Origin of the sequence: Paenibacillus sp. FSL R10-2782 (assembly GCF_038592985.1) — a bacterium.
In the GTDB taxonomy this organism is placed as follows: Bacteria; Bacillota; Bacilli; order Paenibacillales; family Paenibacillaceae; genus Paenibacillus; species Paenibacillus terrae_C.
The window spans coordinates 4,933,844-4,955,350 of record NZ_CP151951.1 but is presented as its reverse complement, the minus strand read 5'-3'; the positions used below and the strand labels follow the sequence as shown (position 1 = coordinate 4,955,350).

15 protein-coding genes are annotated in these 21,507 nt (G+C 48.3%); 13 read left to right on the top strand and 2 right to left on the bottom strand.

Annotated features, from left to right (window positions below):
• Positions 1 to 20: 20 nt before the first annotated feature.
• The 4 genes from NST83_RS22615 (at position 21) to NST83_RS22600 (ending at position 4,752) form a co-directional block, all read left to right on the top strand.
• On the top strand, positions 21 to 1,028 hold the full coding sequence (locus NST83_RS22615; protein ID WP_342415732.1) for a glycosyltransferase family 2 protein: 1,008 nt from the start codon (positions 21 to 23) through the stop codon (positions 1,026 to 1,028).
• A complete protein-coding gene (locus tag NST83_RS22610; protein WP_137060511.1) occupies positions 991 to 1,410 on the top strand; it encodes a GtrA family protein in 420 nt (139 codons plus the stop codon). Before NST83_RS22615 ends, NST83_RS22610 begins: the two co-directional genes overlap by 38 nt.
• Entirely contained in the window at positions 1,407 to 3,011 is a 1,605-nt protein-coding gene (locus tag NST83_RS22605) for a glycosyltransferase family 39 protein (protein WP_342415731.1), read from the top strand. Before NST83_RS22610 ends, NST83_RS22605 begins: the two co-directional genes overlap by 4 nt.
• Before the next feature lie 109 nt (positions 3,012 to 3,120).
• On the top strand, positions 3,121 to 4,752 hold the full coding sequence (locus tag NST83_RS22600; protein ID WP_342415730.1) for a hypothetical protein: 1,632 nt from the start codon (positions 3,121 to 3,123) through the stop codon (positions 4,750 to 4,752).
• Positions 4,753 to 4,865: 113 nt separating this feature from the next.
• Here the strand turns inward: NST83_RS22600 and NST83_RS22595 are convergent, their stop codons facing one another.
• Positions 4,866 to 5,654: an alpha/beta hydrolase family protein gene (locus tag NST83_RS22595; protein WP_342415729.1), complete on the bottom strand. Its 789-nt coding sequence runs from the start codon at positions 5,652 to 5,654 to the stop codon at positions 4,866 to 4,868.
• Positions 5,655 to 5,922: 268 nt separating this feature from the next.
• On the opposite strand from NST83_RS22595, the gene NST83_RS22590 reads away from it, so the two are divergent.
• Positions 5,923 to 7,092: an S-layer homology domain-containing protein gene (locus tag NST83_RS22590; protein WP_342415728.1), complete on the top strand. Its 1,170-nt coding sequence runs from the start codon at positions 5,923 to 5,925 to the stop codon at positions 7,090 to 7,092.
• Between the two features lie 105 nt (positions 7,093 to 7,197).
• Here NST83_RS22590 and NST83_RS22585 read toward each other — a convergent pair whose 3' ends face one another.
• On the bottom strand, positions 7,198 to 8,616 hold the full coding sequence (locus NST83_RS22585) for a VanW family protein (protein WP_342415727.1): 1,419 nt from the start codon (positions 8,614 to 8,616) through the stop codon (positions 7,198 to 7,200).
• A gap of 226 nt (positions 8,617 to 8,842) precedes the next feature.
• On the opposite strand from NST83_RS22585, the gene ftsE reads away from it, so the two are divergent.
• The 8 genes from ftsE (at position 8,843) to NST83_RS22545 (ending at position 20,967) form a co-directional block, all read left to right on the top strand.
• Positions 8,843 to 9,529 (top strand): cell division ATP-binding protein FtsE, encoded by a 687-nt coding sequence (gene ftsE, locus NST83_RS22580; RefSeq protein ID WP_137060505.1) that lies wholly within the window; start codon positions 8,843 to 8,845, stop codon positions 9,527 to 9,529.
• Positions 9,519 to 10,436: a permease-like cell division protein FtsX gene (ftsX, locus tag NST83_RS22575; RefSeq protein WP_137060504.1), complete on the top strand. Its 918-nt coding sequence runs from the start codon at positions 9,519 to 9,521 to the stop codon at positions 10,434 to 10,436. The genes ftsE and ftsX overlap by 11 nt, the downstream gene beginning before the upstream one ends.
• Positions 10,437 to 10,522: 86 nt before the next feature.
• Complete coding sequence (locus NST83_RS22570; protein ID WP_137060503.1) at positions 10,523 to 11,806, top strand: peptidoglycan DD-metalloendopeptidase family protein; 1,284 nt, start codon at positions 10,523 to 10,525, stop codon at positions 11,804 to 11,806.
• Positions 11,807 to 12,013: 207 nt separating this feature from the next.
• Complete coding sequence (locus NST83_RS22565; RefSeq protein ID WP_342415726.1) at positions 12,014 to 13,480, top strand: S41 family peptidase; 1,467 nt, start codon at positions 12,014 to 12,016, stop codon at positions 13,478 to 13,480.
• A 165-nt stretch (positions 13,481 to 13,645) separates the two neighbouring features.
• A complete protein-coding gene (locus NST83_RS22560) occupies positions 13,646 to 14,956 on the top strand; it encodes a serine protease (protein WP_342415725.1) in 1,311 nt (436 codons plus the stop codon).
• A 177-nt stretch (positions 14,957 to 15,133) separates the two neighbouring features.
• The gene (locus NST83_RS22555) at positions 15,134 to 15,691 is read left to right on the top strand and encodes an rRNA adenine N-6-methyltransferase family protein (protein ID WP_342415724.1); all 558 of its coding nucleotides are present in this window, start codon (positions 15,134 to 15,136) and stop codon (positions 15,689 to 15,691) included.
• A gap of 286 nt (positions 15,692 to 15,977) precedes the next feature.
• Positions 15,978 to 16,361: a hypothetical protein gene (locus NST83_RS22550; RefSeq protein WP_342415723.1), complete on the top strand. Its 384-nt coding sequence runs from the start codon at positions 15,978 to 15,980 to the stop codon at positions 16,359 to 16,361.
• A gap of 544 nt (positions 16,362 to 16,905) precedes the next feature.
• The gene (locus NST83_RS22545) at positions 16,906 to 20,967 is read left to right on the top strand and encodes a glycosyl hydrolase (protein WP_342415722.1); all 4,062 of its coding nucleotides are present in this window, start codon (positions 16,906 to 16,908) and stop codon (positions 20,965 to 20,967) included.
• Positions 20,968 to 21,507 lie beyond the last annotated feature (540 nt).

The window sequence follows — 21,507 nt, the reverse complement described above, 5'->3', positions numbered from 1 at the left end:
TGAAGAAAGAAGGAGCAAGAATGGAGACAAAAACACCTTTTTTATCCGTTGTCATTCCCATGTATAATGAAAGCTCGCATCTGGAGCGTTCACTCAAGGTGATTGATGGGGTGCTGTCTGTCGTCACTTCACGTTATGAGCTGATTGTCATCGATGACGGTTCTAGAGATGATACGTGGCTCAAGCTGTCCGAGTTGTCCCGCCGCATGCCTTCTTTGCTTGCACTTCGACTTAGCCGGAACTTCGGCAAGGAGCTGGCGTTGTGCGCAGGTTTGGAAAACGCCTCCGGCGATGCCATCATCGTCATGGACGGCGATTTGCAGCATCCTCCTGAGATGATCGGGGAAATGGTGCGTTTATGGCAGGATGAGGGCTACGACCTGGTCGAATGTGTGAAGGAATTCCGTGGAGAAGAGTCGGTGGGCAAAAAGCTTGGGGCTTCATTGTTCTACGCGACCTTGAATCGTCTGACAGGCTTTAACCTCAAGGATGCCTCGGATTATAAGCTGCTGGACCGCCGGGTGGTGGATGCCTGGATGGCGATGCCTGAACGGATTCCGTTTTTTCGCGGGATGACGGCCTGGCTTGGTTTCCGCAAAACCCAGATTTCGTTCCGGGTGGCTCCGCGGGAGGAGGGCCCCAGTCGCTGGAGTCCGTTGGGGCTGGTTCGGCTGGCAGCGGAAGCAATAGTTTCGTTTTCAACCGTGCCGTTGCGGGTAGTAAGTTTAATGGGACTCATTTTTATGCTGATTTCAGTTATATTGGGAATTCAAACCTTGGCGCACAAATTAACGGGTACCGCTGTGACCGGTTTTACAACTGTTATTTTGCTGCTCTTGATTATCGGCAGTGTATTGATGCTGTCCATCGGAGTGGTAGGAGAATATATTGCCGCCATATATCACGAAGTCAAAGCCAGACCTCGTTATCTGATTGCAGACAAACGGGCGAACGCTGACCGATTGTGGGTGGACAGGGAGTTTAATCAACATGATCAGACGTTCATATCTAAAGTATCCAATCATTAAATATGGCATAGTGGGGCTGCTGGGTACAGGTATCCATGTCGGTGTACTTGTACTGCTGGTGGAAATGTTCAGGGTGCCTGCGGTAATGGCTACTACGATCGGATTCGTAGTCACGCTGCTGGTGTCGTATGTGCTGAACCGGAACTGGACATTCGAGCCTACCGGGGAGGGGAGTCGCACCCAGTTTCTTAAATATTTGTTGGTTTGCTCCTGTGGCCTGCTCTTGAATGCAGGTCTTATGTACGCAACCATTCATTGGATCGGCTGGTCGTATCTGATTGGTGAGGTACTGACCACCATCATTGTGCCCGTTCATAATTATATCTGGAATCGCTATTGGATCTTCTCTGTTCCACAACAGCGTCAGAAAGAGACTTCATGATTTTGAGAAAACACGGAAAAATGTTAACTTTGTTCGCTTGCGTTACTGCGCTTGAATTGGCGGTGGGCATTTATTTTGCCTGGCATCTCGGCTATATGCACACCGATGCGCTAAGTCGGGTTGCTAACGCCTTTTATGTGCTGTACAGCCGTGACCCTCATTTGGGGGCCATTGGGTTTGTATGGAATCCTTTGCCCAGCCTGATGGAGCTGATCGTGCTGTTGTTCTATCCGTTATTTCCAGTGCTCGCTTCTCATGGACTGGCTGCCGTGATTGTGAGCAGCGTGTTCGCAGGGGCCAGTGCGGCGCTATTGTACAGAACCGGGAAACAACTGGGGCTTCATGGTGGAATCAGTCTGCTGATTGCGCTGTTATTTTCGCTGAATCCGTTCATGTTTTTGTTCGGCTTCAACGGGCTGAGCGATTCGCCGTATATCTTCTTTATTCTTCTGACAGTGACCCGGTTCTGTATGTGGTTGAAGGATCGAAAGGCGGCACACTTGATTGTGTCAGGCTTTGCCCTTGCTTTGGCCTTCTGGGTGCGCTATGAAGCGATTCCGCTCGGTATCGGGATGGCTTTGGGGGTAGTGCTGACAGTTCTTTTTCTACATCGACGGCGCATCTACAAAGATACAAATACAACGGAATTATCCATCAGTGAGCGTCTGTACAAGGTGGAAGCGACCTGGCTGTTGTTACTGCTGCCGATCATTTTTTCCGGTCTGCTCTGGATCTTTTTTAACTGGATTATTATGGGCGATCCGCTTTATTTTTTGCGTTCCGAATATTCCAATGCCACCCAATCGGCGGCTCTGCTGGAGGATCAGCGTTTTGCGGCGATGTTTGCCCATCCTGCGCTGATGCTGCAATTTATCGGGCAACGTACTTTATGGTATGCGGTCCCGCTGATTGCTATTTTGCTCGTGCGTTTATTGGACAAGCGTCTGTTCAGTTGGAGTACATTAACGCTGCTGACAATCTTCTTATCCGTACCCGGTCTTCAATTTTTGCTGATGCTCAAGCAGTCCTCTTTCGGATGGTTTCGGTACTTTATGTACGTGTTACCGATTACGGTCGCTTGGGTGCCCTATGAGCTAAGTCTATTGAAGGGGAATATGCGGAGAGTCGGAGTATCTATGGTGATAGCAGGGATGCTGATTACAGCAGGCTTGTTGTCCTATGCGCTCAGCAATCCCGCTATTGCGGCAGATGAACACAGTTACCTGACGCATAGTGGAAATGAAAGCTATGATCGGCAATTGATAGAACGGAAAATTGCGCCGTGGCTGGATGAGCATTATAGTTCGTCTCTCATTTTGACAGATTCCTATGCGGCCTATCCCATCATTTTGAGCAGCAAGATTCCAAAGAAATTTATAATTACGAGCGATTATGATTTTGGAAAATCTTTAACGGATCTGCCTGCTTCCAAGGTGGATTATGTTCTGGTAACGCGCGTGGTGGAAGGGGTTCCGCTGGATCAGGTGAACCGAAGCTATCCCGATTTGTTTGAAAAGGGAGCTCCGTGGGCTTCCCTGGTGCGTGATTTTAGTGGACAGTGGCGGTTGTACAAAGTGGAGCATGATAAAGAGCTGCGATAATTGTATTTCTGGCAGCACAGAACTCGTGGTTGGGTTGATCCGGCTGTAGGGTGGAAAGTATACGGGTACATCCACATCGCCGCAACAAGTTTGAGGGGGAACGAGAGGAATGTCCTTTCGCAAATGGTCTGCAAACAGATGGATGGTTATAGGTCTGTTTGTGTTTATACTTGCGCTGGAGCTGTCCGCAGGCATTTATTTCAGTTATGTTCTGGGATACATGCATACGGACGCGCTCAGTCGCGTAGCTAATGCATTTTATGTGCTGTATAGCCGTGATCCGCATTTGGGTGCCATCGGATTCATCTGGAATCCGTTGCCCAGTCTTTTGGAAATGGTGATATTACTGTTGTATCCGTTATTTCCGGCATTAGCATCCTACGGATTGGCGGCTGTCATCCTGAGTGCTGCCTTTGCCGCTTTGACAGCTGTGCTGCTGTATCGGGCGGGTGTTAGAACAGGGCTTAGCTTGGGAATGAGCTTGATGCTGGCGCTGTTCTATGCGCTGAATCCGTTTATTTTGTTGTTCGGTGCCAACGGGCTGAGCGATTCGCTATACATGTATTTTATTATGATGACGGTGATTGAATTTGCGCTGTGGCTCAAGGACCGCATGACGGCGAGTCTGATCGTATCCGGATTAGCGCTTGCCATGGCGTTCTGGACTCGATATGAGGCAGTCCCCCTCGGGGTGGCGATGGCAGGCGGCGTGGTCGTGGCCATTCTGTTTCTTCACCGGAACATGGGCAGACGTGAGCTGCCTTTTCGGGAAAAGCTACACAAGGTCGAGGCGACCTGGCTGCTTCTCCTGCTGCCTGTTGTCTTTTCCGGTCTGCTGTGGATTTTCTTTAACTACCTCATTATGGGAAACGCCTTTTATTTCCTCAATTCGGAGTATTCCAACACGGCGCAATCGGCAGAGCTGCTAAATGATGATAAATTCGTGGAAATCTTTAATCATCCGTTGGTTGCCTTGAAATTTATCGCTTCCAAAACACTCTGGTATTCCGTACCTTTGTTCGCAATTCTGTTCATTCGGCTGTTAAGCGGGCGGTTGTTGCGGTGGGGAACACTGGTTATTTTATTGTTGTTCCTGTCTGTGCCGGGCTTACAATTTTTACTCATGATGAAGCAATCCTCATATGGATGGTTTCGCTATTTTATGTACGTGTTACCGATTACCGTCGCTTGGCTGCCGTATGAGCTAAGTCAGCTCCAAGGTAGAGCGCGGCGGGCGGCCTTTGGTATGGTGTCTGTCAGTCTGGTGCTTACGGCCGGATTACTCTCCTATGCGCTGACTCGCCCGGATATCGCGCCAGATGAGAACAGTTTCCTCACACGAACAGGGAATGTGAACTATGTAAGACAGGAATCGGACCGGAAAATTGCAGTCTGGCTGGATGAGCATTTGCCAAAGTCAACCATTATGACCGATTCGGCCTCAGCCTACACCATGATTGTATATAGCCAGTATCCGAAGCGCTTCCTGATCACAAGTGATTATACGTTTAATAGGGCATTAAGCTATCCGCAGGAAAGTCATGTGGATTATATCCTTGTACCTCAGATTAAGTCGGGCATGCCACTGAGTAAAATCAACATGGTGTATCCGAATTTGTATGAAAAAGGAGCACCCTGGGTTCAACTCGAACGCGAGTTTAACGGGGAATGGCGCTTGTACAAAGTACTACCCAAGTCACAAGCCGATTCTCCATCTACGGCTGCGACGACAGCTCCTTGATGTGTGGCAAGACCCTGAATCTTGATTGGCATATAGCTTTATAATGAATACCCGCAGCTTAACCACTTCGCCATGATACGGCGAGGGAAGCTGCGGGTATTTTTTACACTTATTTATCGACCCTTAAGCGGCAACCAGGCGAGTACATCCTGTATTTTCGCGTCCCAGTATCCCCATTCATGAGTCCCTGGGCCCTCTTCGTAGGTCAGTGGAATCCCGGCAGTAACGCACGCTTGTCGAAAGGTCTGGTTTCCCTCATACAGAAAATCTTCCGTACCACAGCATTGGTAGAGCAGGGGAAGTGAAGTTCCCAAGGTAGCATGACGTTGTATCAGCTCTAGCAAGTCGTGATCTGTTCCGCGTATTTCATCTGGACCAAAAATGTGACTCCATTCAGCCGAACTCATCGCTTTATGTATAGGGTCGATGCGTGCCGCGTGTAGATCCATCACCCCCGAGAGACTGGCAGCGGCCGCAAAGCGCTCAGGATGCTGGAGTGCCAGTTTGAAGGCTCCATACCCGCCCATGGAAAGACCCGCCACAAAATTGTCCTCCCGCTTGGCGGACAAGGGGAAGAAGGAACGTGCCAAAGCCGGCAATTCTTCACTGATAAAGGTTCCATATGCCCCTCCCTGCTCCATATCCGCATAAAAACTCCGGTGTACCTGTGGCATTACAACAGCAATGCCGAGTGAAGCGACATAGCGTTCAATGGAGGTTCTGCGTAACCAGATCGAATCATCGTCCGACAGGCCGTGCAACAAATACAGTGTTGGGTGTGGCCCGGTTCCTTGCTTGCCCTCCAGTCCTATCTGCGAACGGGTTTCCTGAGGGAGAATAACATGCATGGATGTGTTCAAGCCAAGGATTTCTGAATAAAATTGACATTGAATAAGAGCCATAAGAAAACCTCTTTTACTAGGGATTTTGTGACCTCATTGAAGTAATCTAACATATACCCGATGATTCATTCATTATAACGTAGTCTGTCCAAATATACATATCCTAGTAAATAACTAGGTATTAAGTCCTGAGTCCCATTTATGCTACATAAGGACGGGTTATGGTTATATGGGACGATTTTTTTAATTTGGGGGTTATTTGGGTTTGATTTCTGGTAAAGTGTTTAAAAAAAGAATGGTGAAGCCAATCAAAGGAGGAATTCAGAGTATGGGAAATAAGTTCAGAAACACAGTTACTGGTGTATTGAGTACAGGTCTTATTCTTAGCGCGTTCAGCGTAGCAGCAGCGGCTCCTCAGAGCACAAGTGGTCATTGGGCAGGAGATCAAGTACAACGTTGGTCGGCTACAGGACAATTAGACGGTGCGGTGAAACCGGATGCGGCCATCACGCGTGCAGAATTTATCGTTCTCTTGAATCGCAGTCTCGGTACGTTCACGCAGGATACTCCAGCCGTGACGGACGTAACGTATGCGGGCAGCGTTCAGGTAAACGGTAATGGGAACAGAACGTTCACAGATGTACCAGCTTCGCACTGGGCATATAATGAACTGACTAATGCCGTGAATGCAGGTTACATAAGCGGCTATGCAGATAACAAGCTCAAACCGAATGGAAAAGTAACGCGTCAGGAAGCAGCCGCCATTGTGGGCAAAGCCATTGGATTGACAGCAGGTAACGCGGCAGACGTCACCAAATTCATTGACTCCAACAAAATCGGATCATGGGCGAAGAAAAGTGTAGCTGCGGCTGTGGAGCAAAAAATCATCAATGGTTATCCTGATGGTAAATTCCAGCCATTGAAGTCGCTGACACGTGCAGAAGCGGTTGCCATTCTGGATGCAGCTTCCGGTTACAACCTGAGTGCGGTTGATAATCTCACATCGACTCCTGGCGGAACAGTAACAGGTTCCACATACGGTAACGTTACGGATTCGACGTATGGTAACACGTCTACTTCTTCTGGAAGCGAAACGGAAGTTAGCAGCACCAGCACAGACAGCATGACAACAAATACAGATAGCATAACGAACAACAGCACGGATGCGACTACGAACAGCTCCACAACGACAGACACAAGCACCAATACAACGACAGATACAAATACTGGTGCAGTAGCTGCAAGTGATACACTTAAAGTAAACGAAGTGTATGACGGTGAAGGTACGATTACGGGGACAGCTAAAGCAGGTTCCACAGTAACCGTCTATTCCAACGATCTGCCTATCGGTAGTGCAGTAGCTAAGGACAATGGTACGTTCAGCATTAACGTGCTTACTCAAAAAGCCACTGTTAGGCTGGTTGTCAAAGCAGTGGATGCAGACGGAAACGAAAGTGCGCCTGTGGAAATTTCTGTTTCAGGCAAACGCAGCGAGTAAAACCATCCCGTCACTTGAAATCCCCCTTTCATTCCGCTGGTACCCATCCAGGCGGTAGTCGAAGGGGGATTTTTTGTTATGCTTTATGCATACCTTATGCATGCCCTATTCACTTATGCCATCTTCTACAATGGGCTCCTGCTGATCGCGTGTCTGAGGCTCAGGCGGTGTGCTTCCACTGTGAACGGCCACAATACGCTGCTGCGCACGGTAGGTATCCCGGCTGATTCGGGTGCGTTCCACGGTTTTGCCATCTACGATCTTCATTCGGTACGTTTCCACTACGTATCCTGCCTTGCCCTGCCGAAGCACCTGATAGAAGCCGGGGGAAAGTGAGTCATTACTTATTGTTTTCTCTGGGATGGGTAATACATGAACCGTACGCGATTCCAGCTCATAGGACACATTGGACGGGAAGGTGCCGAAAAATTTGACGGTAAGCATCCGGTTTTGGACAGCAGCACGAAGGAGCAAATGCTTGCCTGTATTGTTTTTAAAACGGAAATTGATAGATCCTGTAGCATAAGTTGCATCCTGCCCTTTGGGCAAATAGCTGACCGGCAAGGAATGGTTGCGGCGCTCAACAATGTCCAGGCCGACTCGCAGCGCCGCATTATAGACGGTGCTGGATACCTGACAAATCCCGCCGCCAATGCCCGGTTCCAACTGCCCGTTAACGATCACGGGAGCCTCACGAAAGCCATGTGTGCGCTCAGCCTTGGCAATGATCTGAGCATAATCGAATATCTCGCCCGGCTTGAGAATCAATCCGTCAACGGTGCTTGCCGCCGAATTGACGTTATACACACGTCCTTCCGAGCTGCTGCCGAGGCTGGTGGAAAGCTGGACGATTTTGCGTTCAATCCCTTCGCTCCGCAGACCGTCCACCGTAATGTCCGGCTCTAGTTGACGAAACGGCAGCTCCACCCGCACTGGTTCCCCGGAAGCAGTAAAATCCTTGGGCAGCGCCTTATCCAGCGCTACGCCCAGTTTGGGCCAATCCAGGCGCCTGGCAGAACGGCCCGGAATATAGTGAATCTGATCGTCCCCGTCGATCTGGCGCACGGCATTGATAGGCTTGCTGTAACGCTGTTCCTCCCAATCTGCTCCGAATCTGGCCTGCAAGGCTGACTCCTGCCGGGAAGGCGTAATCGTCCATTCTTTTCCAAAGGAAAACCGCGTCTGCGCACGAGTCCAAAGATGCTCCGAGACGAGCGCATTCACGGCATCACGGAATGCCTTCGCTTCATAGTGGATACCCGCTTCTCCGAGCGTAAGCTTGATATCCTGCGCGCTACTGTCGCTGTCCGTCAGGATCAGGGGGCGTTGCTTCAATGCATTCAGCTTTGTGTCCAGCAGTCGGAGTGCGGCTGTTTTATCCATATTTCCCACATTGACTCCTCCAACGGTTACGCCCTTCGGCAGCGTTTGCCTGTCGGCGTACAGATGCAGTCCTCCCCACAACATGGCTAGCGCCAGAATTACAGTCCATATCCAGATGAAGGATAAATGAATTTTTTTCATAATGCGGCTGTCTCCTGTCTCGTAAGCTTGGCAGCGTATTCATGTGCCATAATATTCATATATATGTGCCAAAAGCAGAAAACTTTCGGTACTATTCAGGTAACAAATTTGTTACAATGATAAACGGTATGATGAAATACAGGACTTTTTAAAGGAAATGCATGGAATATGTCGAATGGATATTAAGTTATTTACGTAATCTGATTAAGCAGCGGGAAGTGATCGAGTGATTGAAATGCAGGATGTGTGGAAGACCTATGCTAATGGAACCCACGCACTTCAGGGAGTATCGGTCAAAATTGACCGTAATGAATTCGTATACGTAGTCGGCCCGTCCGGGGCGGGTAAATCGACTTTTATGAAGCTTATTTATAGAGAAGAAGTACCGACCAAGGGGCAAATTTCAGTTAATGGATTTAATATCGGGAAGCTCAAGCAGCGTAAAATACCCTACGTTCGTCGCAACATCGGAGTCATTTTTCAGGATTTCCGGCTTTTGCCGCGTTTGACGGCCTATGAGAATGTCGCTTTTGCGATGGAAGTCATTGAGGCTCCCAAGAAGCTGATTCGCAAGCGGGTGCCGGAAGTACTTGAATTGGTTGGCTTGAAAACGAAAATGAATCGCGAGCCTGCCCAGCTTTCCGGTGGGGAGCAGCAGCGCGTAGCTATCGCACGGGCTATCGTCAACAATCCGTCCGTGATCATTGCCGATGAGCCCACAGGTAATTTGGACCCCGAAACATCGTGGGAGATCATGCAGCTGCTGGACGAAATTAATTTTCGCGGCACGACCATTGTTATGGCGACACACAATAAGGACATCGTAAACTCTATGCGTAAACGCGTCATTGCCATCGAAAATGGCAACATCGTAAGGGATCAGGTGAGAGGGGAGTACGGATATGACTTTTAATACCTTCTTGCGTCATGTGCGGGAAGGCTTCAAAAACATATTCCGCAATGGCTGGATGTCCGTGGCATCCGTCACCTCGATTGTTGTGTCACTGCTTATACTGGGCGTGTTTATTATGCTGGTGCTCAACGTCAACTCCTTGGCTGACCAAGCGGATAGCCAGGTGGAGGTTAACGTATTTTTGGAGCTGAATGTGGAGCAAAGCATGCGTGAAACGCTGCAAAAGGAAATCGCGGCGATGCCGGAAATCAGCAAAGCTACCTTTGTCACCAAGGCTCAAGGCCTGGAGGAGCTGCGAAAAGATTTGGGAGACAGCGGCAAGGAGCTGCTGGAGGGTTTTGATAAGGACAGCAATCCGCTTCCAGACAAAATCGTTGTAGAGGTCATTGAACCGACGACAGTCCCATTTGTAGCTGAGAAGATTGAGAAGCTGAACACGATACATCCGGAGAAACCGATTTTAAAGGTCCGTTACGGAAAAGGCACCGTGGAGACGCTCTTCACCATTACCAAGCTCATCCGTAATGTGGGCTTTGTATTCGTGGCTGGATTGGGACTGATGTCCATGTTCCTGATTTCGAATACGATCCGCGTGACCATTCTGGCACGACGCAAAGAGATTGGCATTATGAAGCTGGTCGGTGCGACCAACTTTTTTATACGATGGCCGTTTTTTATCGAAGGCGCCCTTATTGGCCTGATTGGTTCCGTAATTACCGTTGGTATTTTGTTTTCTGGTTATCAGCGTTTGCTTACAGCCGTTCAAGGAGATATTGCGCTGAACATGTTGAAGCTTATGCCGCTTGAAGGCATTTGGATTCAGTTGAGTGCTTTGCTGATTATTTTGGGGATGCTGGTCGGCATTGTTGGCAGTACCCTATCCATGCGCAAGTTCTTAAAAGTATAAGGAAACATTTGGTGGACGTCGTAATCGATATTAATTAGAACGGGGAAGCCCGGTGTTATTTTGCGATAAAGGATGGGGATTGCAAGTTGAAGAAGACAGGATCTGTGTTGGCCGCTACCTTGGTAGCCGCATTGCTGATTCAGCCCTCAGACGGATATGCCAAAAGCATGAGTGAAATTAATTCGCAACTAAATCAATTGGAAAAGAAGGCCAAGTCTGCCAAGCAACAGCAGGAAAAGGCGGCTCAAGATAAACAGTATGCCCAACATTACAAAAATAAAACCGTGCAAAACCTGAAAATTGTACTCGCCCAGATTAACAGCGTCAGCGACCAGTTGACCCGTGTAGCAGTTCAGATTGATCAAACGGAAGATAATCTGCGTGCGACTAAAAAAGATTTAGCCGAAGCGATTGATCGTATCCAGTCACGGGAAAAAATGCTGGAAACTCGCGTGCGTCTGATGTATACGGATGGAACCGTCTCCTATATGGACGTGCTTATGTCTTCGACCAGCTTTAGTGACTTTCTCAGCCGGGTAGACTCCCTGAAAACGATCGTGGAGCAGGATCAAATCCTGCTGGACGAGCATAAAAAGGACAAGGCTCTGGTAGTCAGTAAGAAGAAGCAGCTCGACACGGAATATAAAAATGCCAAGAAGCTGTATGCCCTCAAACAGGGCGCCAAGGCTGAGCTGAATTCGAAGGAGAAGGAAAAGCAGCGTCTGATTGCCAATTATGATCATGATATTGCTGAGTCGGATGAAATCAGTGAAGAGCAGAATGATATGCTGGTAGCCCTCGCTAACAAACGTGTGGGTCTGGTGCAGGAGAAAAACAAGCTCAGAGCGGAACAGGCGGCTAAAGCAGCACGTGCTAGAGCGGCTGCGCGTGCTGCTGAAGCCAAGCGATATGCTTCTTCATCCTCAGGCGCAGGCTCTAATTCCAGTCATGCGGCAGCCAGTACGTATACGGGCGGATCGGGCACGCTGGCTTTGCCTGTATCCAATTACCGACTCTCATCAACGTTTGGCATGCGGGTACATCCGATTACCGGCAAGCTTAAAGGCCATACAGGCATTGATATGGCTGCTCCGCAGGGAACTGATATTCATGCAGCAGAAGACGGTGTTGTCATTGTTGCGGAATGGTGGAGTGGCTACGGCAATACGGTCGTGATTGATCACGGAGACGGGCTGTGGACTTTGTATGGACATATTCGCAATGGCGGTACGGTGGTACGTACAGGACAGACTGTGAAACGCGGTCAAAAAATTGCAGAAGTTGGTTCGACGGGCAATTCAACAGGACCTCACTGTCATTTTGAGGTGCGCGAGAATAACAAACCAGTAAATCCGATGAACTATCTATAGTTGAAAAGGGAAGCCCTATTTGTAGCCAATACGGTTGTAGATAGGGCTTTGCCTTCATAGCTTGATACCCGGTGCAGAACATGTGCATTGAAACACAGAGTAGGATACAATTAACATATTCCGTACAAGCTAGACGTATACTGCGTGGATGGATATGCGTTGCAAGGCAATAGTATACAAGATCAATTGAAGGCGGTGGACGATTAGATGTTGAAAAAAAGTACAGCGGTACTCTTGATGGTGATTGGGCTGCTTGGCGGTAGCCTGCTCACTTTTGCTTATACTGGAACGACGACAGTGGGAAGCAGCGCTCTGGGCGAAGGACTGCTGGCGAGTGTGACAGGTAGCAGCTCCACCTCCAGAAGTGATATCCGCAAAATTGAGACAGCGATGGATCTGATCCAGGGGCAATACTATCAGGACGTCGACCGTACCAAGCTAGTGGACGGAGCCATCAACGGTATGATGGAATCGCTCGACGACCCATATTCCTCTTATATGGGCAAAGAAACAGCACAGCAGTTTGAACAGTCCATTGAAGGCTCCTTTACCGGGATCGGGGCCGAGGTAGCGGCAGAAAATGGAAAAGTGGTCGTGGTAACGCCAATTAAAGGCTCACCGGCCGAGAAGGCGGGACTGCGTTCCAAGGACATTATTTTGTCCGTTAACGGTGAAACGCTGGATGGTCTGGATTTGAACAAGGCCGTTTCCAAAATACGTGGACCTAAGGGTAGTCAGGCCAAGGTCAAAATCCAGCGCAGCGGCTCTCCTGATCCGCTGGAATACACCATTACCCGTGATAGTATCGATATGGAAACCGTGACGGCTCATATGGAAAGCGGCGGTGTAGGCGTCATCACGATTACCCAGTTCTCCTTGAATACAGCAGATCGTTTTAAAGAAGAACTCGCGAAGCTGGAAAAACAGGGGCTTAAAGGGCTTGTCATCGACGTGCGTAATAACCCGGGCGGCGTGCTTTCCGTCGTGATTGATATTGCACAGCAATTTGTACCTGCTGGTAAAACGATCGTGCAAGTGGAAGACAAGAATCAGAAGCGTGAAGAAGAGAAATCTAAAGGGTCAAGTAAGAAATATCCAGTGACGCTGCTCATGAATAAAGGTAGCGCAAGCGCGTCCGAAATCCTGGCTGGCGCTCTCCAGCAATCGGCTGGAGCAGTATTGATCGGGGAAAACTCCTTTGGTAAAGGTACCGTACAGACCAGCTATGACAAGCAAATGGGCGACGGTAGCCTGCTCAAAATCACGATTGCCAAATGGCTGACGCCAAATGGAACGTGGATTCACAAAAAAGGTATTAAGCCGGATATCGCGGTGGAACAGCCTGAATTCTTCACAGCAGCACCGCTGAACAAGGAAAAGCCGTTGAAATACAATATGAATAGCGGCGATGTAAAAAATGCGCAAATCATTCTGCAAGGCTTGGGCTACAAGCCGGGCCGTGAAGACGGATATTTTGATAAAGTGACGGAAGGCTCCGTTAATGCTTTTCAAAAACAGGCGAAGCTGACGGTTAACGGTGTGATTGATGCGAAGACAGCAGCGGCGATGGAAGCCAAGCTGATCGAAAAAATTCGTGATCCGAAAAATGACAATCAACTCAAGCAGGGGATTGAAGAGATTCGGAAGGAAATGAAGACTAGCGCAGCGAAATAATAATAAGGCTACAACTAAGGGGGCTGGAAACAGCCTCCTTTTATTGTGGGATTTATTTGCAGTCTGCCGGATTGTCTTCCCTACGTTGGCAATTTCATATAGAATAAATGGATATGAAATGTACGTGATCCGCTGAACAGCGGGCCAGGGGCATAAGGAGTGTGAATGAACTTGGAATGGGCTTTACAATGGGGATGGAGCGTTCTAAATGCTTGCTTGTACCTGCTTTTGCAGCCGTTTTACTATATCTCGATACTCATTGTCGCGCTTGGCTATCGTCGGCAAATGCTGCTGGAGCGCAAGCTCTTTCATACTAGGCTGCATAATTGGCCGGGGGAGACGTGGCGCGTAGTATGGAGTGGTCTAATCGCGGGGCTGGCCCTGTCTGCTCTCGGAATGTTCGTAAGTGTTCATCTGACCTCGGCCTCCATCGTATGTCTGTGGGTGGCCACATTGCTGCTTATGCTGGTACGCGTACGTTACCTGTGTCTGGCCTATTCGGTGGGCCTTCTGGGTCTAGTCCAGTTTGCTCTAAACGTGGCGGAGGGCTGGCAGCCTGAGGGAGCGCTTGGAACATCGGTGGCAGCCATCCGTGGATTGGATATTCCAGCGTTGCTGGTACTCGTTGCTGCGCTGCATGTGGCTGAGGCGCTGCTGGTTCGCTGGCAGGGAGGAAAGGCCGCAACGCCACTGTTCGTGGAGGGCAAGCGGGGAAGGCTGGTCGGAGGCTACCGGATGGAAGACCTCTGGCCCATTCCGTTGTTGCTTCTGGTTCCTGTTCAGGGAGGCTTTGCGCTTCCGTGGACGCCGTTGTTTGGTGATGGAACCGGATATATGCTGGCAGCCTTGCCGGTCCTAATGGGCTTCAGCAGCGTGACGATAGGCCAATTGCCACGCCAGAAGGCGGTGCTAACCGCTAACCGCCTGCTTCTCTACAGCGTAGCCTTGCTCCTGCTAAGCCTGCTGGCAGCATGGTGGAGTCCGCTGACGCTGGTGGCAGCGTTGTTCTCCTTCCTGGCCCATGAGGCGCTGATCTGGTACGGCAACATGGAGGAGAGCCGTCTCAGCCCTATGTTTGTTCATCCGGAGCAAGGACTGCGTGTACTGGCTGTGCTGCCGGATAGTCCAGCGACGGCGATGGGCATTCTGCCCGGCGAGTCCATTTACCGCGTGAACAGCGTCGTCGTGAACAGCCGCAACGAGCTGCATCAAGCCTTGCGGATCAACTCCGCTTTTTGCAAGCTGGAGGTACGGAACCTTCAAGGTGAGAGCAAGTTTGTGCAGCGCGGCATGTACGATGGGGATCATCATCAGTTGGGAGTCGTACTTGCACCGGATGCGGACGCAAACTGGGCCGTATCCATACGCCCTACCTCCATCTACCGGATTGTTGCCATGCGCTTGGACGCACGACGGCGTAAAGGTGGACAGGCATCCAAGACGGAAAGTCCAAGTGTCGACACGATAGAACAATAAAGATTACAGCGAGAGGGCAGTTTTATTTGACTAGATTCCAATAAGGCTGTCCACTTTCTTTTATTCAGACTGTAGCCTGCTTGAAATGACTATTCTGATCGAGATACAATGAATATGTAATGTGATATCTGGATGAACCGAATGCCTATTACGTGTGTCAAGCAGGGAGAGGGAAAGATGAATGCGATTCACTTTATTCGAGAGTATATCAGGCATCCACGTAGCGTAGGCGCTATCATACCAAGCTCAAGACAGTTGGCCAAGCAAATTGCCACACCAATCTACTTTGACCAAGCAGCGTGCATCATTGAGTATGGTGCAGGTACCGGTGTGTTTACGCAAGAACTGATTAAGAACAAGCGCCCGGATACGCTATTGCTAGTGATTGAGGCCAATGAATCGTTTTACAAAACATTGCAAAGCAAGTACGGACACTTGGAGCAAGTACACGTCATTCATGGATCGGCCGAGCATGTAGCCCGGTATATAACACAGTATCATGTCTCGAAAGTGGATTACGTCGTATCAGGACTCCCTTTTACCAGCCTACCTGCCGCCTTATCCAGCCTGATTTTGGGACAAACGGCAGAAGTATTGGGTCAGGAGGGCAAATTTATTACGTTTCAGTATAGTAAGGTAAAACACAACTTCTTTCGTACCTTCTTTAGAGACATTCAAATCAAAAAGGTACATTACAACGTCCCGCCCGCCTATGTTTTCACTTGCAGCCTGTAATGGGTCAGCTATGTAGAGGACTAGAATAGATACGAATGTAAAGATACGGATTTCCATGAGAAGACCTGGTCAGCGTCATTAAGATGTTGAAAAGGTCTTTTTTGTTGAGCATTCTTTGTAGGCTAATTACGGAGAAGTAAGATATAGGGATATGTTAAAATGCAAAATTTGTTTAAGGAATCATATTTTAAAATGGGACTTAACCTATATATTACATATGCTGGAACCTGTTAGATTTTGTGTGATTCAATGATTAAATTGGACTTCGTTAAAAGGGGATTTATATATGGTAAAACCGCTGATGTTCATGCGTTGGTGTGAGTATTATAAATTAAGTGATCGTGAGACAGATTTTATATCGTTTTTTATGATGAATTTCTCAGCCGCGCGATCAGGCAATCAACCAAAGATTAGGGAGCAGTTCATCGAAATCCAAAAAAAAACCTTTCCTGAATACCCGTTTGATATCACCCCGGAAGAACTGGATTACCCCAAATTTGATGGATTGATGAAACGGGTGTTGAAAATTCATTTTGACACGGCGGAGCTGCTATACTCCTTCTATCTTCAAAAGCTGTGCGCCCCCTTGGCAGAATATATTTTATCCACTGGAGAATCAGAGCCTGCACGCATCTATTATGGGCTTATTCAAAAGGACAAGGTACGGTAGGGAGATGGGTGTGAATCAAAAATTTTCATGAGAAATGGTTTAGCAGGCTCCGTGTCTACTCAACCATTCTTTTTTTATTTTGAGATGACAAAAGCTACATAAAGCAAATATGACTTTTAAGTATTCTGGAACGGCGATTACAGCAATGTCCGAGCGGCGAATTCATGTTCTACTATATGGCTATATGGAATAATCTATGTATACGGACCGTCGGTCCAACAAATGGTTCGATATGCAGGCTTGGTCGGTAGAACGTATAGCAGAGCTGTACTATTACACATTTGTCAACAAGAAGCCGATAACGGTACTACCTTGATGCAAACGGCAAACCCATCATGTGCGGTGTGAATACGGCTGTTGCAACACTTGAAGATCCGGGCCAATTCTGGATTTCGGACGGAGAGGAGAAAAAATTAATTTGCAGATTAGAGTAAGGTGACGCTGTACCAGAACGATAAACTCGTTGGGATCAGGAGCCTTAAAGCCTGACGGAGCGGCACTCGTATGGGTGCCGCTCTTTTCAAATTGAAAGGAGGAAAGCGGCATGAAGGTGAAAAATAGTAGTAGTGGTATTTTATCAAAGCGTTCCAAATGGCTGCCTGTCGTCATGGCATGCACGATTATAGTAGGGGGGGCTCTACCTGCTCCAACTGTAGTTCACGGTCAAACGGTGAAGACCGTTACCATTAAAGTCGATACATCCAAGGATCGTAAGCCTATTAGCCCTTATATATACGGTACGAATCAGGATTTGGCAGGCGATGAGAATCTGACTGCCAGGCGACTTGGTGGCAATCGAATGACCGGATACAACTGGGAAAACAATATGTCCAATGCAGGAAGCGACTGGCAGCAATCCAGCGATAACTATTTATGCAATAATGGCGGTCTGACACAAGCTGAATGTGAAAAGCCGGGAGCGGTGACGACTTCGTTTCATGATCAATCGCTGAAGCTTGGCACTTATTCTTTAGTCACGCTACCGATGGCCGGTTATGTGGCCAAGGATGGAAACGGAAGTGTACAGGAAAGCGAAAAGGCTCCTTCCGCTCGTTGGAATCAGGTCGTAAACGCCAAAAATGCGCCGTTCCAACTACAGCCTGATCTGAATGACAATCAGGTTTATGCGGATGAATTCGTCAACTTATTAGTGAAAAAATACGGCGCTGCTTCAACAAAGACGGGTGTGAAAGGATACTCACTCGACAATGAACCCGCTCTCTGGTCGCATACGCATCCGCGCATTCATGGTGAAAAGGTCGGAGCGAAAGAGTTGGTAGATCGGTCGGTAAGTTTATCCAAAGCTGTTAAAGCGGTTGACGCGGGCGCGGAAATTTTTGGACCGGTTCTTTATGGTTTTGGTGCCTATACAGATCTTCAAACTGCGCCTGATTGGAACTCTGTAAAAGGCAACTACAGCTGGTTCGTGGACTATTACCTGGATCAAATGCGTCTCAGCTCGCAAGCCGAAGGCAAGAGATTGCTGGATGTTTTTGATGTGCACTGGTATCCCGAAGCGATGGGCGGAGGCATACGAATTACGAATGAGGTAGGCAACGACGAAACGAAGAAAGCCAGAATGCAGGCGCCTCGTACTTTGTGGGACCCGACCTACAAGGAAGATAGCTGGATCGCTCAATGGAACAGCGAATTCTTGCCTTTACTGCCTCGATTGAAGCAGTCGGTGGACAAGTATTACCCAGGAACCAAGCTGGCTTTGACCGAGTATAGCTACGGGGGCGAAAATGATATTTCCGGCGGTATCGCTATGACCGATGTGCTGGGCATCTTGGGCAAAAACGACGTTTATATGGCAAACTACTGGAGGTTAAAGGATGGTGCGAACAACTATGTTAGTGCCGCTTACAAGCTTTACCGCAATTATGACGGAAAAAGCTCTACTTTCGGTGATATCAGCGTTAATGCGCAAACGTCAGATATTGTCAATAGCTCGGTGCATGCTTCCGTAACGGATGCATCCTACAAAGAGCTGCACCTCGTTGTCATGAATAAAAGCATGGACAGCGCATTCGACGCCCAATTTGATCTTTCTGGCGAGACGACTTACGGTTCCGGTAAAGTATGGGGCTTCGACAACAATAGCTCGGAAATTAAGGAAGCAGCGCCAATTACGCAAATTTCAGGCAACCGCTTTACCTATACCGTACCGCCTTTGACGGCTTATCACATCGTGTTGACTGCCGGCAATGATACGTCTGTGCCACCTGAAAGCTTTGCGCTGAGAGGTGCGGCTGGCGATGGGAAAGTCGATTTGTCCTGGGACGCTTCCAGCGGAGCTGTGGGTTACAGTGTACAGCGGGCAACGTATGCAGACGGTCCTTTTGCTGCTGTAGCCTCCAACTTGATCGAAACGTCTTATACGGATACTAACGTAACGAACGGCACTTCTTATTTTTATAAAGTAACCGCGAAAACAAATGCGGGAACGAGCAATTCCAATGTCTTGAAAGCGGTTCCGCAGGCGTCTGCAAACGGCCCGGTTCGCTATGAAGCCGAAAACGGCACGTTGAAGGGAACAACTGTGGAATCCAGCGGAACCGGCTTCTCCGGTACTGGTTACGTAACTAATTTCCACAATGCAGGGGATTCCCTGACGATGACGATCCAGGCTCCAACGGCAGGCTTGTACAATCTTACAATCGGCTACCGTTCTCCTTATGATGACAAACGTACGAATTTCTCTTTAAACGGCAAAGCGTCTGGCGAACTGGTGCTTTGGAAATCGGCTGATTTTAAAGAAACCTCCGGTGGTAAGGTTCTGTTGAATGCAGGGGCGAATACGATCGGTTTTGAAACGGGCTGGGGCTGGTACGATATCGACTACGTCAAGCTGGGGCCTGCTGCTGACCGTCCACCGCATGCGGTAACCAAAACGCTCACCAATCCGAATGCGACGGTAGAAGCAAAAGCATTGATGAACTACCTGGTTGATCAATACGGGAAGAATATACTTTCCGGTCAAGAGGATATGCCCGAAATTGATTGGCTGCAAGCAAATGTAGGTAAAAAGCCGGCTATTGCGGCGCTTGACCTGATTGACTATTCGCCAAGCAGAGCGGAACACGGTCTTCGTTCCACAGAGACAGAAAAGGCGATTGAATGGGATAAGCAAGGGGGCATTGTTACCTTTGCATGGCACTGGAACGCGCCGAAAGATCTTATCGATACGCCGGGAAAAGAATGGTGGAGGGGCTTCTATGCCGATTCGACCACATTCGATATAGAATATGCGATGAATAATCCAGAGTCCGAAGATTATAAATTTCTTATTCGCGACATCGATGTGATCGCAGAGCAATTGAAGAAGTTGCAGGCTGCGAAAGTTCCTGTCCTGTTCCGTCCTTTGCATGAAGCGGAAGGCAAATGGTTCTGGTGGGGCGCCAAAGGTCCTGAGCCTGTTAAAAAATTGTATATTTTGATGCACGACCGTTTGACTCATGTGCACAAATTGAACAATCTGATCTGGGTCTGGAACTCTGTTGCTCCCGACTGGTATCCGGGAGACAACTATGTGGATATTTTGAGCTTTGACTCTTATCCACAAGCAGGCGACTACAGTCCGCAAATTGCAAAATATGAAGACCTTGTTACATTGGGCAAGGACAAAAAGTTAGTTGCCATGAGCGAAAACGGACCTATCCCCGATCCTGATCTGATGAAGGCGTATCAAGCCCATTGGAGCTGGTTCGCTACATGGTATGGGGATTTCCTGAGAGACGGCAAACAGAACAGTCTTGAGCATCTGAAAAAAGTGTATAATCATCCGAACGTCATTACGCTTGACAAACTCCCGACCAACTTAAAAACGTATGGCATTTCCGACCAGCCGTCAGTACCGGGCAGCTTCACGCTGAACGCAGCGGGCGAAACGGCGAAAGTAAAGCTGAGCTGGACAGCATCGGCGAATGCGGCAAGCTATGAAGTGAAGCGTTCGGCGGCTGAAAACGACGCGTTCGCCACAGTAGCGAGCGATGTATACGGAAGCAGCTACACCGACACAGCCGTAACGGCAGACACGACGTACTACTACCAAGTCGTAGCGAAGAATGGTGCAGGTCAAACGGTTTCGAACAAGGCTAGTGCAACGCCCAAATCGGATGATCAGCAGCCGACAACGGGACTGGTGCTCCAGTATCGCGCAGCGGATACCAATGTGAACGACAATAACTTGAAGCCGTATTTCCAAATTTTAAACAAAGGTACAACCTCCGTACCGATCAACGAGTTGAAAATTCGCTACTACTACACGATCGACGGTGACCGCGCGCAGACATTCAACTGCGACTATGCGGCGCTGAGCTGCTCGAAGCTGAATGGCAAGCTGGTTAAAATGGATAAAGCTGAAACTGGCGCTGATTATTATTTGGAAGTCAGCTTCAACTCGAATGCAGGCGTGTTAGCACCTGGAGGAAGCACGGGCGAAATTCAAACCCGTATTCATAAAACAGACTGGTCGAACTATAACGAAAGTGACGATTACTCGTATAAAGGCACGCAAACTTCATATGCGGATCATACGAAAGCTACGTTGTATCATAATGGCGTACTTGTTTGGGGAACCGAACCAACAGCTAATAAAGACTAGCGTCCATTATACGGCAATATGTGAATCAACCGATTATTTGCCAAGAGAGGGGCATTACGTTCTTCTCTTGGTTTAAGCCACCAGTTTCTATGGAGAGTCTTCAAGATCATATGCAATTAGACTAGGCCAATCTTAAGGGATTGGTCTTTTTATTGATTATTTTGTGAAAAAAGAAATTATATGTTTTTTTATCGTTCTTGTAACACATCAAGAATTATTATTTCTTTAGAGCTGGTAGGAAGGAGGGGAGGCTTTTAAGATGAATAACCGTGCATAATTTAAAGCAGTTGGCTTAGTGGATGAAGGGACGATTATAGAAAGAACTTGCTAAAAGGAACTCACATTTTAATAAAGGAGCTAAAACCACTTGTTTGAAGGGAGTTCGTATTTTTGACACATGAAGCAAGAACAACCAAGGGGATTTCCAGATCTAGGCGGAAAAACCCATCACCTAAAAATCCAGATTATGCAAGGGGACATAAAAAATATTCTCTAAATAAAGGTAAAATGTAAATATTTTTCAATTGAGATGATATGTTA